Source organism: Streptomyces sp. NPDC056987, from assembly GCF_042673865.1.
In the GTDB taxonomy this organism is placed as follows: Bacteria; Actinomycetota; Actinomycetes; order Streptomycetales; family Streptomycetaceae; genus Streptomyces.
This window is the reverse complement of sequence record NZ_JBHURV010000066.1, coordinates 20807-35653: the sequence shown is the minus strand read 5'-3', so window position 1 is coordinate 35653 and position 14847 is coordinate 20807. Positions and strand designations below refer to the sequence as shown.

Genomic DNA, 14847 nt, shown 5'->3' with positions numbered 1-14847 from the left:
GGCGGCCCCCCCCCCCGCGGCCGCCGCGGCGGGCCGCGGGGCGCTCCCAGCGACGGGGGGAAGGAGCCGCGGAGGGGACGGCCTCTGGGACAGGGCCGGGGACAGCGCCGGGGGCGGGGCACGGACCGGGGCACCGGCGGCGGTGGGTGGAGGCGGCGGCGCTGCTGGTGACGGCGGTCGTCGTCACCCCGGTGGCCGCCAGGAGCCCGCTGTGCCTGCTCTTCCTCGTCTTCCCGCTGCTGATCTGGGCGGCCCTGCGCTTCCAGCTGGCGGGCAGCGCGCCGTGCGCCCTGCTGGTCTCCGTCGTGGTGATCTGGGCGGCGACCGACCACGTCGGCCCGTTCACTCACCACGATCTCACGGAGACGATGATCAGCATCCAGGCCCTGAACGGCTCGGTCGCGCTGACCGGGCTGCTCCTGGCGGCGATCGTCACCGAGCAGCGGAACATCCGGCGGAAGGTGGAGCAGGCCTGCATGGAGCTGGCGGAGGTGGTCGGCCGCCTCACCCCGCCCGCGGACCGGGGCGCCGGTGACCGGGGGACCGGGACCCGCCCCGAGGAGTAGTGCCGCCGCGCCGCCACAGCCCGTCCACGAAGAGCGCCGCGGCCAGCAGATGCGCGCTCCCCCTCGGGCGCAGCCCCGCCGCGCGCAGCCGGATGTCGAGGGCGTCCAGCGCGGCGCGGCCCGTGGCGGTGGCCGTACCGCCCGCGTCGAGGATGTCGCGGGCGCCGTTCTGCACCAGGCGCAGCCCGTGCGGGCCCGCCGTGTGGAGCAGGCCGGTGTCCTGGAGGGTGGACATCACCGTGAGCAGGGCGTCCAGCCGGGCCCGGGGTTCCCGCGCCCCCGCGTCCCGCGCGCCCCGCAGGGCCGCCAACGCCCGCCGTACGTGCGGGAATCCGGCCCGCGCCTCGCCCCGCGCGCCGGCCGCGCCGTAGCGGGAGGCCACCGCGGAGCCGGGGGTGGCGCGGCGCGGTGCGGCCCCGTCGGTGAAGGTGACGATCCGCCGGGCCACGGCGGGCAGTTCGTCCGGTGCCTTCGCCGGTTCCAGCGCGGCGGCGGCCACCAGCAGCCCCAGCGGCCAGACCGCGCCGTGGTGCAGCGGCGCCCCGGCATTGGCGCGGGCCATGCAGCGCTCGGTGGAGCGGCCGATGGTGCCCAGCTCCGCCCGTAGCCCGCGGCTCGGCCCGTCCGGCGCCCGGCGGGCCGCCGCGGCCATCGCCGCGAGGCCGGGCACCAGCGACCCGGCCGACCAGCGCAGGGCGCCGAAGTCCGCCTCGCGGGTGTCGGGGAGACCGGGCTTGGGGGTCAGCTCCGCCTCCGCCAGCAGGGCGCGCGCCGCGACGCGTGCCAGCGCCTCGTCCTCCTCGACGTCCCTGCTGCCCCGGTTGTCCTTGTCGCCCCTGCCGCTCGTATGGCCCCTGCCGTTCGTATCGCCCCTGTCGTCCTTGTCGTCCGCGTGTCTCGCTGTCATGTACGGGACCCTAGGAGCCGATCCTGGGGAGGAGTTGGCCCGGCGCTGTCAGTCTCCTGTGAGCCCTCGCGGACCCGACTCGGGGCCCCTGGGGCGCAGTTGTACTCCTGTGGTCTGTTGACACGGGGGAGGCTCGATCGCTTTACTCCTCGAAACGCCGGAGCCGAGCACTCGGAGCTGGGCCCGCGCGTCAGAGGTACGCCTAGCCGGTGAGCGCCCGGGCCCCCACGGCCCCGCAAGCCCGGACACAGTCGCCAGGGTCACTCCAGGGCCCGAGGCGGGGACGTACCCCCCACACACATTCTGGAGCTCGACAGTGAGCATCGATCGTTCCCGTACCCGCCGGATCTCCGCCGCGGTCGCGGCCCTCACGGCAGCGCTGGTCGCCCCCCTCCTCGCCGCCTCCCCCGCGGGTGCGGCGGCCGCGGCCGTCACCCTTCCCCCGGCCCACGCCGGGTTCGACTACCAGATCGGTGGCGCGTACACCCCGCCCGCCGGGGTGACCGTGGTCAGCCGTGACCGTGGGGCGTCGCCCGCCCCCGGCGTGTACAACATCTGTTACGTCAACGCCTTCCAGGTGCAGCCCGACGAGCTGGACGACTGGGACGCGGACCTCCTGCTGCGGGACTCCGCGGGCAACGTCATCATCGACGAGGAGTGGGACGAGGCCATCCTGGACGTGAGCACGGAGGCCAAGCGGACCCGGATCGCGGCCAAGGTGAACGGCTGGATCGACGGCTGCGCGAGCAAGGGCTTCCAGGCGGTCGAGCCGGACAACTACGACAGCTACGACCGGAGCCGGGGCAAGTTCGGCACCGACGCCGCCATGGCGTACATCGCCAAGCTCTCCGCCCGCGCCCACGCGAAGGGCCTGGCGATCGCGCAGAAGAACACCGCGGATCTCGCCGAGTACCGCTCCACCACCGGGCTCGACTTCGCCATCGCGGAGGAGTGCGGGGAGTGGGAGGAGTGCGACTCCTTCACCGACCACTTCGGCAACAACGTCATCGTCATCGAGTACACCTCCAAGGGACTCGCCACCGCCTGCGAGGGCTGGAAGGACAAGCTGTCCATCGTCCGCCGTGACATGGGCGTCTCGCCGATCGGCAGCAGCGGCTACCTCCGCCAGACCTGCTGACCCGCCACCTTCCTGTTCGGCGCTCCGGCGCTCCGGCCCGTGGTGAACAGGGCCTTCGGCGATACGGCACGGCGTGCGCGTTCCGCACGCCTCCTTGGAGGTGCACATGGCCGCGGACCCTCGTACGCCGCGTCCGTCCCGCCGCGGGATCCTGCGCCGGGGCACCGGACTGGCGCTCGGCGCCGCCGCGTCCGCCGCGCTGACCGGGTGCGGCGCGGGGGCGGCGGACGGCGTCGGCCCGGACGGCCGGGTCACGGTGGAACTGTGGCACGGCCAGACCGACAACGCGCGCACCGCGATCGAGGCGCTGGTCCGGGAGTTCAACCGTACCCACCCCCGGATCCGCGTCGACGCCGGTGGCGGCGTCCTCTCCGACGCGATGCTCCAGAAGATCACCGCGGCGCTCGCGTCCGGCTCCTTCCCCGACATCGTGTACGTCTTCGGCTCGGACCTCGCGAGCGTGGCCCGCAGCCCGTCGGTGGTCGACCTGACCGACACGTTCCGCTCGGGACCCGTCCCGTGGGACGACTTCTGGGAGCCCGCGCGGGACGCCGTCACCGTCAACGGCCGGGTACGGGCGGCCCCCGCCCTGATCGACTCGCTCGCCGTCGTCTGCAACAAGAGGCTCTTCCGCGCGGCCGGGCTGCCGCTGCCCCGACCCGGGTGGACCTGGCAGGAGTTCACCGACACGGCCGCCCGCCTCACCGACCGGCGGCGCTCCGTCTTCGGCACCGGCTGGCCGGGGGTGGGCGACGAGGACACGGTGTGGCGGCTGTGGCCGATGGTGTGGGACCTGGGCGGTGAGGTCATCGCCCCGGACGGGAAGTCGATCGGGTTCGCCGAGGAGGGCGTTCGGGCGCTGGAGACGGTGGACACGCTCGCGCGGGCGAGGAGTGTATACGTCGACCCCAAGCCCGGCAGCGAGCAGATGTACCAGGTCTTCCTCGCCGGACGGATGGGCATGGTCGTCACCGGGCCGTGGCAACTGCCCGACATCCAGGACGCGGAGATGGAGTACCACGTCGTCCCACTGCCCAGCTACAGCCGTCGTCCGATGACCATCGCAGGGCCCGACACCTGGACGGTCTTCGACAACGGCCCGGCACGGGTGCGGGCCGCGCGTACCTTCGTGACCTGGCTGACGCGGCCCGCCCAGGACGTGCGCTGGGACGTCCAGGCGGGCAGCCTGCCGCTGAGCCGGCCGACGGCGGCGCTGCCCGCCTGGCGGGCGCGGGACGCGGAGACCGAGGGGCTCTCGGTGTTCACGCGGGCGCTGGACTCCGCCCGCGTCCGGCCGGCGCACCCCGCGTATCCGCAGATATCGCAGGCGCTCGGCCAGGCGATCTCCGCCGTACTCCTCGGCAGGAGCAGCCCGGCCGAGGCACTGCGCCGGTGCGCGCGGGAGGCCGACGCCGCGCTCCTCATCCCGCGTTGACCGTGCCCCGTGTGCGGACAGCACCCTCCGCGTAGACCGCCCGGACCACGGAGCGCGCCGGACCGCCCGGACCGCGGAGCGCGCGGTGTACGCCGCGTACACGGCGACGGCGCGGACGGCATACACCGTGTGCACCGCGCACACCGCGTTCACCCGCGCACACCCGCGCAGACCGCGTTCGCCCGCGGTCACCGCGCGCACCCGCGTTCATCGCGTACGCCGCGTACATCACGTACACCGTGTCACCGCGCTCAGGAGAACCGCCATGCCGCGACTGCCCGCCCCGCTCACGCTCCCCGACCCCGATCGCGCCCCCGACCATGACCCCGACCCCGATCGCGACCCCGGTCGCGGCCGGCGCGCGGGCCCCGCCGGGGCGCGCCCGCTCCGTACGGGCCGGTCGCCGCTGCGCCGCGGCGAGTCCGCGACCGCCTGGGCGTTCATCACGCCCGCCGTCCTGATCATCCTCGGGCTGAGCGTCGTCCCCGTCCTCTGGTCCTTCCTGCTCTCCTTCCAGGCGGACGACCTGGTCACCCCCAGCCGCTGGGTCGGCCTCGACAACTACCGTGCGCTGCGCCAGGATCCGCACTTCGGCGAGGCCGTACGGAACACCCTGGTCTACACGGCGCTGTACGTGCCGCTCTCCATCGGCCTCGGGCTGGCGCTCGCCCTCGTACTGAACCGGCGCATCCGGCTCGTGGGGCTCTACCGGACCCTGATCTTCGTGCCGTTCGTCATCTCGGCCACCGCGCAGGGCGTGCTGTTCTCCTTCATCCTCGACCCGGAGTTCGGCGCCGCCAACTCCGTACTGCACCAGCTCGGCATCTCCCCGCAGGGCTTCCTCTCCGACCCGGGACAGGCCCTGTTCGTCCTGGTGGCGATCTCGCTCTGGAGCGGCACCGGCTTCTGTGTCGTCGTCCTCCTCGCCGCCCTCCAGGACGTCCAGCCCTCCCTGATCGAGGCGGCGCGGCTGGACGGCGCCGGGCCGTGGCACCTGCTGCGGCACGTCACGCTGCCCGCGCTGACACCGGTGAGCGTGTTCCTGCTGGTGTGGCAGACCATCAACGCCCTTCAGGTCTTCGACCTGGTGTACGTGACGACCAAGGGCGGGCCGCTCGGCTCGACCACGGTGATCGTCTACTTCATCTGGGAGCAGGCCTTCAAGAATTTCACGGCCGGTTACGGCGCGGCGGCGGCCTATGTGCTCGCGGTGGCGCTCGGCGTGGCCACCGTGGGGCTGCGGCTGGTACGGAGCCGTTCCGTACGCCCGGTCCCCCTGGAAGGAGCCGGCAAGTGACGGTCACCACCCCACCCGCGTCGCGCCCCAGGGCCCGGACGTGGCTGCCCTTCAGCGCCTGGCACCTGCTGCTCGCCCCGCTCGCGCTGGTCTTCGCGGTCCCGCTGGTCTGGCTGCTGCTCAGCTCCGTGATGAGCAACGCCGAGATCAACCGCTTCCCGCCCGCCCTGTGGCCCTCGGGGATCGACCTCGGCGGCTACCGCTACGTCCTCGGCAACGCGATGTTCCCGCGCTGGTTCGCCAACTCGCTGATCGTCTCGGCCGTCGCGGTCACGTCCAACCTGGTCTTCGGCGCGCTCGGCGGATACGCGTTCGCCCGGATGCGGTTCGCCGGGTCCCGGCTGCTGATGGGGCTGATGCTGGCGACGATGGCGATCCCGTTCCAGCTCACGATGATCCCCACCTTCCTGGTCATGAAGCGACTCGGGCTGATCGACACCCTCGGCGCGCTGATCGTGCCGTCGCTGGTCACGCCGTTCGCGGTCTTCCTGCTGCGGCAGTTCTTCCTGTCGCTGCCCAGGGAACTGGAGGAGGCCGCCTGGATGGACGGCTGTTCCCGGCTGCGCGTGCTGTTCCTCATCGTGCTGCCGATGTCGCGGCCCGCGCTGAGCACGGTGGCGGTGCTGACCTTCCTCACCACCTGGAACGACCTGACCTGGCCGCTGATCGCCATCAACCACGACACGCAGTACACGCTGCAGCTCGGGCTGACGACCTTCCAGGGGCTGCACCACACGCAGTGGTCGGCGGTCATGGCGGGCAACGTGATCACCGTGCTGCCGGTGCTGCTCGCGTTCCTCTTCGCCCAGAAGTCGTTCGTCCAGTCCATCACGTCTTCGGGGCTCAAGGGATGAGCCCGCTGTGAGACCGGATCACCCCGCTCACCTCTCCGCTCATCTCTCCGACTCCCAGGGAAACCGGATGCCGCACGCCTCGGACGCCTCGCACGCCTCGCACGCTTTCGATCTGCTGGTCATCGGGGACGCCAACCCCGACATCGTCCTCGGGCCCCTCGACGCGCCCCTCGCCTTCGGCCAGCGCGAACAGCTCGTCGACACCGGCCTGCTGACCCTCGGCGGCTCCGCCGCGATCATGGCGGCGGGCGCCGCCCGGCTGGGGCTGAAGGTCGCCTTCGCGGGGCGCGTCGGGGACGACGAGGCGGGACGCTTCGTCACGGCGGCGCTCGCCGCCCGGGGTGTCGACACCAGTGCCGTACGGGTCGACCCCGCGCTGTCCACCCCGCTGACGGTCGTGGTGACGCGCGGCGACGGCGACCGTACGATCCTCACCGCGCCCGGCACCCTCGCCGCGACCCGCGCCGACGACGTACCCGAGGCGCTGCTCGGCGACAGCCGCCATGTGCACGCGGCCTCGTACTTCCTGCTGCCACGGCTGGCCGAGGCGCTGCCCGCGCTCTTCCGCACGGCGCGCGAACGGGGCGCCACCACTTCGCTGGACACCAACGACGACCCGGCCGGGAAGTGGGACACGGGCGGCTCCGGCGGGCTCGGCGCGGTGCTCGCCGTCACGGATCTCCTGCTGCCCAACGCCCGCGAGGCCCGCGCGCTGGCCGGACTGCCCGAGGACACGCCCCTGGAGGAGGCGGCGCGCCAACTCGCCCTGCGGGTACCGCTGGTGGCCGTCAAGGACGGAGCGGACGGCGCTCTGGTGCACGACGGCCGTACCGCGCACCGCACGCGGGGCATCCCGGCCGAGCCGCTGGACACGGTCGGCGCGGGCGACAGCTTCGACGCGGGCTTCGTCGCCGGCCTGCTCGCGGGCCGTTCCGCCGTCGACGCGCTCGAACTCGCCGCCGTCTGCGGGGCCCTGTCCACCCGGGCGTACGGCGGCACGCCCGCCCAGCCGACCCGGGACGAGGCGGATGCCGCGCTTCCCTCGGTATCCCCCCGCAACGACACCCGCACCGACACGCGCAACGACATCCGCACCGGTCACCGCAACGGAAAGAACGTCTCATGACCACCACGAAGATCGCCTTCATCGGCGCCGGAAGCGTCGTCTTCACCCAGGGGCTCCTGACGGACCTCTTCGCCTTTCCCGACCTCCGCGACCTCCACATCGCCCTGCACGACATCGATCCGGAGCGGCTGGCGACCGCCCACGGCGCGGCCCGCCATATCGCCGACCGCGCCGAGGTCACCCCGTACGTCACCGTCACGGCGCACCCGGACCGCCGTGAGGCCCTGGCCGGCGCCGACTTCGTCATCAACATCATCCAGGTCGGCATGGGCGGGTCGACCCGTACCGACTTCGACGTACCCGCCCGCCACGGCGTGCGCCAGACCATCGGCGACACCCTCGGCGTCGGCGGCATCTTCCGCGCGCTGCGCACCTTCCCCGTACTGAAGGCGCTCGGCGCGGACATCGCGGAGCTGTGCCCGGACGCCTGGCTGCTCAACTACACCAACCCCATGGCGATGAACGTCCAGTACCTCACCGCCGCCACCGGGCTGACCCGTGTCGTGGGCCTGTGCCACTCCGTCTACTGGACGCTGCGTGACCTCTCCGCCCTGCTGGACGTCCCGTACGAGGAGGTCACGTACCGCGCCGCCGGGGTCAACCACCAGGCGTGGCTGCTGCGGTTCGAGCACAACGGCGCGGATCTCTACCCCCGGCTCGACGAACTCATCGCCACCGAGCCCCAGTTGCGGCGCCGCGTACGCGTCGACATGTACCGGCGCCTCGGCTACTACCCGACCGAGACGAGCGAGCACTCCGCCGAGTACGTGCCCTGGTACCTGCACCACGACAGCGAGATCGAGCGGCTGCGGCTGCCCGTCGGCGCGTACCTCGGGATCGTCGACGAGAACGTCGCCCTGTACGAGAAGACCCGCGAGGCGCTCGGCGCCGGGACCCCGCTCGACGTCGAGGCCACGATGGAGTACGCGCCCCAGGTCATCCACAGCATCACCACCGGCACCCCGCGCACCGTCTACGGCAACGTCCCCAACCACGGGCTGATCGACAACCTCCCCGCGACCGGCACCGTCGAAGTCCCCTGCCTGGTCGACGCGTCGGGCGTGCAGCCGACCAGGATCGGCGCGCTGCCCGCCCAGTGCGCCGCGCTCAACCGCGGCTATCTGAGCATGAACGACCTGGTGGTCAGGGCCGCGCTGGAGGACGACCCGCGCTCGGTACGGCAGGCCGCCATGGCGGATCCGGCGACCGCCGCCGCGCTGCCCGTGGAACGCATCTGGGAGCTGTGCGACGCCATGGTGCTGGCCCACGGCGATCTGCTCCAGCCGTCGCTGCGGGCGACCGGCCTGCTCTGACGCGGCCCGTCCTTCCGCCCCCTTCCAGGATCTGCCAGGAACAGGAACCATGCCTCTGACCCCCACCGGCGAGCTGGTCGCCCGCACCGCGCGCGGTGTCGGCGCGTTCAACGTCGTCCTCCTCGAACAGCTCGAAGCCGTCCTCGCGGGCGCGGCCCGGGCCGGCCTCCCCGTCATCGTCCAGATCAGCGAGAACGCCGTCGCCTACCGGGGCGCCCTCGGCCCGCTCGCCGCCGCCGCGCACGCGGCGATCGCGGACGCCGGTGTCCCCGTGGCGCTCCACCTGGACCACGCCACCGACACCGATCTGGTCGAGGAGGCCGTACGGCTCGGCTTCACCTCCGTCATGTACGACGGCTCCCTGCTGCCCTGGGGCGAGAACCTCTCCCGCACCCGCGAGATCACCCGCCGGTGCCATGACCACGGGGTGTGGGTCGAGGCCGAACTCGGCGCCGTCGGCGGCAAGGACCGGGCCGAGGACGGCGCGGGGGAGAGCGCGGGGGAGAGCGCGGGGGAGAGTGCCCACACGCCCGGCGTACGGACCGACCCGGCCGAGGCGGCCCGCTTCGTGGCCGACACGGGCGTGGACGCGCTGGCCGTCGCGGTCGGTACCGCGCACCGGATGACCCGGCGCACGGCCGCGCTCGACCTCGCCCTCATCGCCGAGCTCCACGCGGCGGTGCCGGTGCCGCTGGTGCTGCACGGCTCGTCGGGGGTGGACGACCGGACGCTGGTGGCGGCGGTGCGCGCCGGGATGCGCAAGGTCAACATCTCGACGCACCTCAACGGCGTCTTCACGGCGGAGGTACGCGACCGGCTCGCCGCCCGCCCCGGGACCGTGGACCCGCGCCGCTATCTGGGCCCGGGGCGGGACGCGATGGCCGGGGAAGTGGCCCGGCTGCTGCGGCTGCTGGCGGAAGAACCGGAACCGGACCGGGAACAGGAACGTGAGCCGGAGGCCGAGCCCGATCCGGAGCCCGAGCCGAAGCCCGCGGCGAGCTGACGTCACCCACGGAGGGAGAGCGGGATGCCCGGAACGACACCCCCGGTCCGGCTGGCGCTCGTCGGCGCCGGTCTGCGCGGGCTGACCTACGCACGCCACGCCGTCGCCGGAGGAGCCGGCACGGTCGTCGCGCTCGCCGAGCCCGACCCGCGCCGACGCGCCGCGGCCGCCGCCGAGTTCGCCGTACCCGAGGAGCGGGTGTTCCCCGGGTGGCGCGAACTCGCGGCGGCGGGGCGGTCGGCCGACGCCGCCGTCATCGCCACGCAGGACCGGGAGCACACCGGCCCCGCCGTGGCGCTGGCCGGGCTCGGTCACCACCTGCTCCTCGAAAAGCCGATGGCGACGACCGAGCCCGAGGCGGCCGCCATCACGGAGGCGGCCCGCCGCGCCGGGGTCATGCTGGCCGTCTGCCACGTCCTGCGGCACACCCCGTACACCCGGACCCTCAAGGACCTGCTGGACAGCGGGCGCATCGGGCGGCCGGTCAGCGTCCAGCACCTCGAACCCGTCGGCTGGTGGCACCACGCGCACTCCTTCGTACGGGGCAACTGGCGCCGCCAGGACACCTCGGCGCCCATGCTGCTCACCAAGTCCTGCCACGACATCGACTGGCTGGTCCATGTCCTCGGCGAACTCCCGGACCGGGTCAGCTCCTTCGGGAGCCTGACCCACTTCCGTACCGAGGACACCCCGCCCGGCGCCACCGCGCGCTGCCTCGACTGCCCGCTGGAGCCCGGCTGCCCGTACTCGGCGAAGCGGCTCTACCTCGGCTGTCTCGGCGACCCGGACGACGAGTTCTGGCCGCTGTCGGCGGTCACCGCCGACCACACCGAGCGGGGCGTGCTGGACGCGCTGCGGACCGGTCCGTACGGGCGGTGCGTGTACGCGTGCGACAACGACGTGGTCGACCACCAGGTGGTGGCGATGGAGTTCCCGTCCGGGGCCACCTGCTCGTTCACGATGAGCGCCTTCACACCGATGGCGCAGCGCCGTACCCAACTCCTCGGCACGCACGGCTTCGTGGACGGTGACGGGCGCCGGCTCCGGGTGGTCGACTTCCGCGACGGCTCCGAGACGGTGACCGATACGGCGGCCGACACGGTGGCCGACCCCCTCACCGGCACGGACACCGCGGCGGACGACGGTCATGGCGGCGGCGACGAGGCGCTGACCGACGCGTTCCTCACGGCCGTGGCCACGGGGGACCGCTCGCTGCTGCGGTCCACGGGCGAGGAGAGCCTGGCGACGCACCGGGTGGTGTGGGCCGCGGAGGAGGCGAGAACGACGGGCCGGGTGGTCCGTGTCAGGCAAGGTGAGGCCGACAGAGCCGACAGGGCCGGCGGGCTCAGCTGACGTCGTCCAGCGCCGCCACCTCCGCCGCGCTCCAGTGTCCGGCCGCGCCGGGGCAGGCCGCCAGGTAGGCCGCGATCGTGGCCGGGTCCCAGGCGCCCGTCTCCCGCAGGCCGGCGCGGAGATGGCCGAGGTAGGCGGCGGAGGGCGGGTTCCACGGGACGTCGTCCAGGTGCCAGGGCGCGGTGAACGTGAGGAGCGGCAGGCCGTCGAGCGTCCCCGGGCGGACCAGCGTCTCGTACCGCCCGTCCCCGAGGCTCTGCCGGCCGGTGGCCAGCACCCGCGACAGGTCGAGGTCGGTGCCCGGCTCCCGGTACATCTCCTGGGCGGCGATGTCCGAGAACTGCCCCACGGTGACGAGATGCGCGCGGGCGAGGACCCGGCCGGGCGCGTCCGGGTCGTAGAAGGCACGGCCGCCGCCCCACAGGAGCGACTCGGTGGCGAAGTACAGCGCGCCCGTCAGCTCGACCGGCACGGAGACGGCCGGCGGACGCCGGTCCCGGCACCCGGGGTGGGCACGCGCGGCGCCGGGCGGACGGCCGCCGCCGATGTAGTGGGCCAGGCGGCCGAGGTGCGTGTTGGAACCGTACGAGGTGTACCAGACCCGGCGCGGTTCCGACGCCTGCTCAGCCATCCACTCCACTCCAGCCCCGTCCGTTTCATCCGGCCTCGGCCGCTCCCGCCCGCCGCCGTCAAGACCGTAGCTCCAGCAGCAGGAAGCCGCCCGCCCTGCCGGCCACCCGGTACGCCGCCTTCGGGTGGAGGTTCCTCGCGTACGCGGGCGGGTCGGTCACCCGGCCGCCCCGGTTGTCGAGCGCGATGTACTCGGGGGTGACGCCCCGCGTGCCGCCCACCCAGAAGACCCGGCAGCGGGAGGTGAGCCGGCTGATCGGGGCGATGTTGGCCTCGACGGTCGCGCCGTCGGGGATCCGCTCCAGCAGCGCCTCCGCCTCCCTGACCTGGTCGGGCACGCGGTACGCGGCGGCTTCGGTCAGCGCCGAGAGCGGCAGCGACGGCGTCAGGGCGAGCGCGGCGGCGGCGCTCGCCACGGGGAGGTGGTAGGCGTACGAGCGCACCCACGGGCGGGCGCGCGGGGCGCGGCGCACGCCCGCGCACGCGTCGGCGAGCGCCAGGGCCATGACCGGCATCAGGACGGCGCTGTAGTGCCAGGCGGTGCCCCAGTAGTGCTCCTCCGCCGAGAGGAAGCGCCAGCCGAGGGTGGGCAGGGCGGCGAGCAGCAGCGGGGAGCGGAGCGCGAGGAGGCCGGTGGTCGGCAGCAGCAGCCACAGGAGCGTACGGAACTTGACGTCGGCGCCGTCGAGCGGACCGCTCCCGCCGTCCAGCTTGGCCCAGTAGTCGTACGTGTCGGACGCGTTGAAGGCCGGGATGACGACGGTGAAGGTGAGGTACGCGGCGAGCGTCGTCAGCGCCGCGACGCCGAGGGCGAGCGTGACGGTCCGTCGCGCCGCGGGCGTACGCCGGGCCCGTACCGCCACCAGCAGCGCCAGGGCGGCGGCGGTCAGCCCCAGGTCCTCCTTGACCAGCACCAGCGGGACGGCCCACCACAGGGCGGCCCGCCAGCGGTGCGCCAGCAGGGCTTCGAGGGAGAAGGCGATCAGCGGGACGGCGAAGGCGATCTCGTGGAAGTCGACGGCGATCGCGCGCTGGAGGCCCCAGGACATGCCGTACGCGGTGCCGAGCGCGAGCCCGGCGCGGCGGCCGAGGAGCCGCCCGGCGGCGCGGGTGACGGGGACGGCGGAGAGCGCGAACAGCGCGGCCTGGGCGATCAGCAGGGTGACGGGCGTCGGGAAGAGCCGGTAGGCGGGCGCGAGGAGCGCGGTCACCGGGCTGAAGTGGTCGCCGAGGATGTTCGTGCCGGGGCCCTTGAGGTCGGCGACGGGCGTCCGCAGCGAGGCGTAGGACCGTACGGCCTGCTCGAAGATCCCCAGGTCCCAGGAGGCGGTCGCCATGTTGCGGTAGCGGCAGACGGCGAGGGTGGCGTACGCGCCGAACAGGGCGAGGGCGAGGGCGTACGGGGCCAGGGAGGCCGGGTCGCGCAGGAGGGGGCGCACCCGGTCACGCAGGGGCCGGCGCGGGGCCGGCCCGGGTATGGGGGGATGCCGTGTCCGGTCGGCCGTGTCGGCCCCGTCCGTCACGACCGTCTCGTCCGTCACATCCGTCTCGTCCGGGGACGCGGTCGCGGGTCCGGGCCCGGTGTCCTGGACCCGCCGCACACGTCGGTTCCAGGCCCGCGCGAGCGCCTCGCGGAACTCCTCGACGGTCTCGACGGTCATGCGGCTCCCCGGACGTGAACGGATCTCAGGAGGTATACGCCTCGGGAAGGCGGTCCGGTTGACACCGTATGACGAAAAGAACGACGAAAAGAACCACCAGGCACATCAGGACGGGTGCCCGGCCAGCGTCCGACCGACGGCGTCGGCGAACCCGCCGACCACCGTTCCGGCGGCCGGGACCGCGGGGAAGCGTGAGCGCAGGAAGAGCCCCTCGTGCGTACGGGAGAACCAGAACTGCGCGTCGTCGGCGGTGGTGACGCTGCTGATGTGGTGGGCATTCGCCGCCCGGTGGTGCTCCGAGCCGGGCAGCCGCCGGTAGTCGATGTACGACACCATGAACACGTCGTCCCGCGTCCGCCGGAAGGCCCCGCCCGCCCCGCCCAGCACCGGCAGAACCTGCGCGAACGGCACCTCGGCCAGCGTCCGTGCCGCCCGGAAGGCGTCCCGCGCGGCGGGTACGCCGTCCTCGATCCCGCGTACGCCGGTGAGGTCCAGGGTGAGCGGGGCGACCGTCGTGAACCAGCCGACCGCGTGCGTCCACCGCGCCTCGTACCGGGTGTGCAGCGGTGTGCACAGCCGCAGGACGTCGCCGCCGCCGAGCCGGCGCGCGGCCAGGGCGACGGCGGTGAGCACACCGGTGAAGCCGCTGCCCCCGGCGGCCCGGCAGCGCGCCTCGAACGCGTCCGCCGCGCCCGCGCCGAGCAGGGGCCGGGTGTCGGTGCCCTGCGGGGCCCGCACGCCGGGCGGTACGCCGAGGGGGAGCGGGAAGGCGGGCGTGGTCCCGCCGCAGCCGGCGAAGAACTCCGCCCACCCGCGCACCCGCGGATCCCCGGCGTCCACCGACCGCGCCGCCGACGCCTGCTCGGCCTCCTCGGCGCAGTAGTCGACGAAGCTGCCGGTAGCGGGCGGAGAGCCGAGACCGGTACTGATGGCACCAGTAAGGGCACCGGCACCCGCGCCCGCACCCGCGCCCGCACCCGCGGCCTCGGCCTCGGCCTCGGCATAACCCTCCCGGATCTCCCGCACCGCGACGGCCAGCGAGTAGGCGTCGGCGTTGCAGTGGTCGAACCCGCAGAACACGGTCCCGCCGCCGGGGCGCACCACCACGGCGAAGAGGTACGAGGGCCAGCTCAGCGGCCGGCAGGTGGCGCCGAGCCGCCGGGTCAGCCACTCCCGTACGGCCCCGCCGCTCGGGTACGTTCCGGCGTCCCGCGCGACCAGTTCGTACGCGGAAGCCGCCACGACGTACCGCTCCGGCTCCGTGCCCTTCCCCCGGAAGCCGCTGCGCAGCGTCTCGTGCCGCCGCCCCCACGCCTCGAACGCGGCGCGCAGCGCGTCGAGATCGACGGGCCCGGGCGGCAGGTCGAAGGCGCAGGCGAGCCAGTGCCCCGCGCCGGCCGGGGTGTGCTCCGCGGTGGCGAGATGGAACCGCTGGTTGACGGAGGGCGGTACCGGGACGGCGGGGGAGCCGGCCGCCGCGTGGAGGGCGGCGGGGGACGGCACGAACTCGACCGCCCGGCCGGGCGGGGGTTCGTACCGGTCCATCGTCGTGACGCGCACGGAG

The 14847-nt window shown here is 74.0% G+C and carries 13 protein-coding genes; 9 read left to right on the top strand and 4 right to left on the bottom strand.

What is annotated here, in order from left to right; all coding sequences use genetic code 11:
• Positions 1-566 (top strand): MASE1 domain-containing protein (locus tag ACFTZC_RS40570; protein ID WP_382898967.1); only part of this gene is annotated, 566 nt, incomplete at its 5' end.
• On the opposite strand, the gene ACFTZC_RS40565 is transcribed toward ACFTZC_RS40570, so the two are convergent.
• Entirely contained in the window at positions 505-1473 is a 969-nt protein-coding gene (locus ACFTZC_RS40565) for a triphosphoribosyl-dephospho-CoA synthase (protein WP_382898965.1), read from the bottom strand. The genes ACFTZC_RS40570 and ACFTZC_RS40565 overlap by 62 nt on opposite strands.
• Before the next feature lie 316 nt (positions 1474-1789).
• On the opposite strand from ACFTZC_RS40565, the gene ACFTZC_RS40560 reads away from it, so the two are divergent.
• The 8 genes from ACFTZC_RS40560 to ACFTZC_RS40525 all read left to right on the top strand — a co-directional run bounded on the left by ACFTZC_RS40560 (position 1790) and on the right by ACFTZC_RS40525 (position 10992).
• Positions 1790-2611 carry an endo alpha-1,4 polygalactosaminidase gene (locus tag ACFTZC_RS40560; RefSeq protein ID WP_382898963.1) on the top strand — a complete coding sequence of 274 codons (822 nt, stop codon included), beginning with the start codon at positions 1790-1792 and terminating at the stop codon, positions 2609-2611.
• Between the two features lie 106 nt (positions 2612-2717).
• Positions 2718-4046 carry an ABC transporter substrate-binding protein gene (locus ACFTZC_RS40555; protein WP_382898961.1) on the top strand — a complete coding sequence of 443 codons (1329 nt, stop codon included), beginning with the start codon at positions 2718-2720 and terminating at the stop codon, positions 4044-4046.
• A 265-nt stretch (positions 4047-4311) separates the two neighbouring features.
• Positions 4312-5343: a carbohydrate ABC transporter permease gene (locus ACFTZC_RS40550; protein WP_382898959.1), complete on the top strand. Its 1032-nt coding sequence runs from the start codon at positions 4312-4314 to the stop codon at positions 5341-5343.
• Positions 5340-6197: a carbohydrate ABC transporter permease gene (locus ACFTZC_RS40545; RefSeq protein ID WP_365810641.1), complete on the top strand. Its 858-nt coding sequence runs from the start codon at positions 5340-5342 to the stop codon at positions 6195-6197. The genes ACFTZC_RS40550 and ACFTZC_RS40545 overlap by 4 nt, the downstream gene beginning before the upstream one ends.
• A gap of 67 nt (positions 6198-6264) precedes the next feature.
• Positions 6265-7323: a carbohydrate kinase family protein gene (locus tag ACFTZC_RS40540; protein ID WP_382898957.1), complete on the top strand. Its 1059-nt coding sequence runs from the start codon at positions 6265-6267 to the stop codon at positions 7321-7323.
• On the top strand, positions 7320-8636 hold the full coding sequence (locus ACFTZC_RS40535) for an alpha-glucosidase/alpha-galactosidase (protein WP_382898956.1): 1317 nt from the start codon (positions 7320-7322) through the stop codon (positions 8634-8636). The genes ACFTZC_RS40540 and ACFTZC_RS40535 overlap by 4 nt, the downstream gene beginning before the upstream one ends.
• A gap of 49 nt (positions 8637-8685) precedes the next feature.
• Complete coding sequence (locus tag ACFTZC_RS40530; RefSeq protein WP_382898954.1) at positions 8686-9639, top strand: ketose-bisphosphate aldolase; 954 nt, start codon at positions 8686-8688, stop codon at positions 9637-9639.
• A 24-nt stretch (positions 9640-9663) separates the two neighbouring features.
• Positions 9664-10992 carry a Gfo/Idh/MocA family protein gene (locus tag ACFTZC_RS40525; protein WP_382898952.1) on the top strand — a complete coding sequence of 443 codons (1329 nt, stop codon included), beginning with the start codon at positions 9664-9666 and terminating at the stop codon, positions 10990-10992.
• Here ACFTZC_RS40525 and ACFTZC_RS40520 read toward each other — a convergent pair.
• The 3 genes from ACFTZC_RS40520 to ACFTZC_RS40510 form a co-directional block, all read right to left on the bottom strand.
• The gene (locus ACFTZC_RS40520; protein ID WP_382898950.1) at positions 10985-11623 is read right to left on the bottom strand and encodes a histone deacetylase; all 639 of its coding nucleotides are present in this window, start codon (positions 11621-11623) and stop codon (positions 10985-10987) included. The two genes, ACFTZC_RS40525 and ACFTZC_RS40520, sit on opposite strands and share 8 nt — an antisense overlap.
• Before the next feature lie 58 nt (positions 11624-11681).
• Entirely contained in the window at positions 11682-13283 is a 1602-nt protein-coding gene (locus ACFTZC_RS40515) for a DUF2079 domain-containing protein (protein ID WP_382898948.1), read from the bottom strand.
• 105 nt (positions 13284-13388) lie between these two features.
• Positions 13389-14843, bottom strand: coding sequence for a hypothetical protein (locus ACFTZC_RS40510; protein ID WP_382898946.1), 1455 nt, complete (start codon positions 14841-14843; stop codon positions 13389-13391).
• Positions 14844-14847 lie beyond the last annotated feature (4 nt).

What these genes read in the sequence shown, in the direction of transcription:
- ACFTZC_RS40535 (WP_382898956.1), top strand. Translation starts at nt 7,320, where the DNA reads ATGACCACCACGAAGATCGCCTTCATCGGCGCCGGAAGCGTCGTCTTC.
- ACFTZC_RS40550 (WP_382898959.1), top strand. Translation starts at nt 4,312, where the DNA reads ATGCCGCGACTGCCCGCCCCGCTCACGCTCCCCGACCCCGATCGCGCC.
- ACFTZC_RS40555 (WP_382898961.1), top strand. Translation starts at nt 2,718, where the DNA reads ATGGCCGCGGACCCTCGTACGCCGCGTCCGTCCCGCCGCGGGATCCTG.
- ACFTZC_RS40520 (WP_382898950.1), bottom strand. Translation starts at nt 11,623, where the DNA reads ATGGCTGAGCAGGCGTCGGAACCGCGCCGGGTCTGGTACACCTCGTAC.
- ACFTZC_RS40515 (WP_382898948.1), bottom strand. Translation starts at nt 13,283, where the DNA reads ATGACCGTCGAGACCGTCGAGGAGTTCCGCGAGGCGCTCGCGCGGGCC.
- ACFTZC_RS40565 (WP_382898965.1), bottom strand. Translation starts at nt 1,473, where the DNA reads ATGACAGCGAGACACGCGGACGACAAGGACGACAGGGGCGATACGAAC.
- ACFTZC_RS40530 (WP_382898954.1), top strand. Translation starts at nt 8,686, where the DNA reads ATGCCTCTGACCCCCACCGGCGAGCTGGTCGCCCGCACCGCGCGCGGT.
- ACFTZC_RS40525 (WP_382898952.1), top strand. Translation starts at nt 9,664, where the DNA reads ATGCCCGGAACGACACCCCCGGTCCGGCTGGCGCTCGTCGGCGCCGGT.
- ACFTZC_RS40540 (WP_382898957.1), top strand. Translation starts at nt 6,265, where the DNA reads ATGCCGCACGCCTCGGACGCCTCGCACGCCTCGCACGCTTTCGATCTG.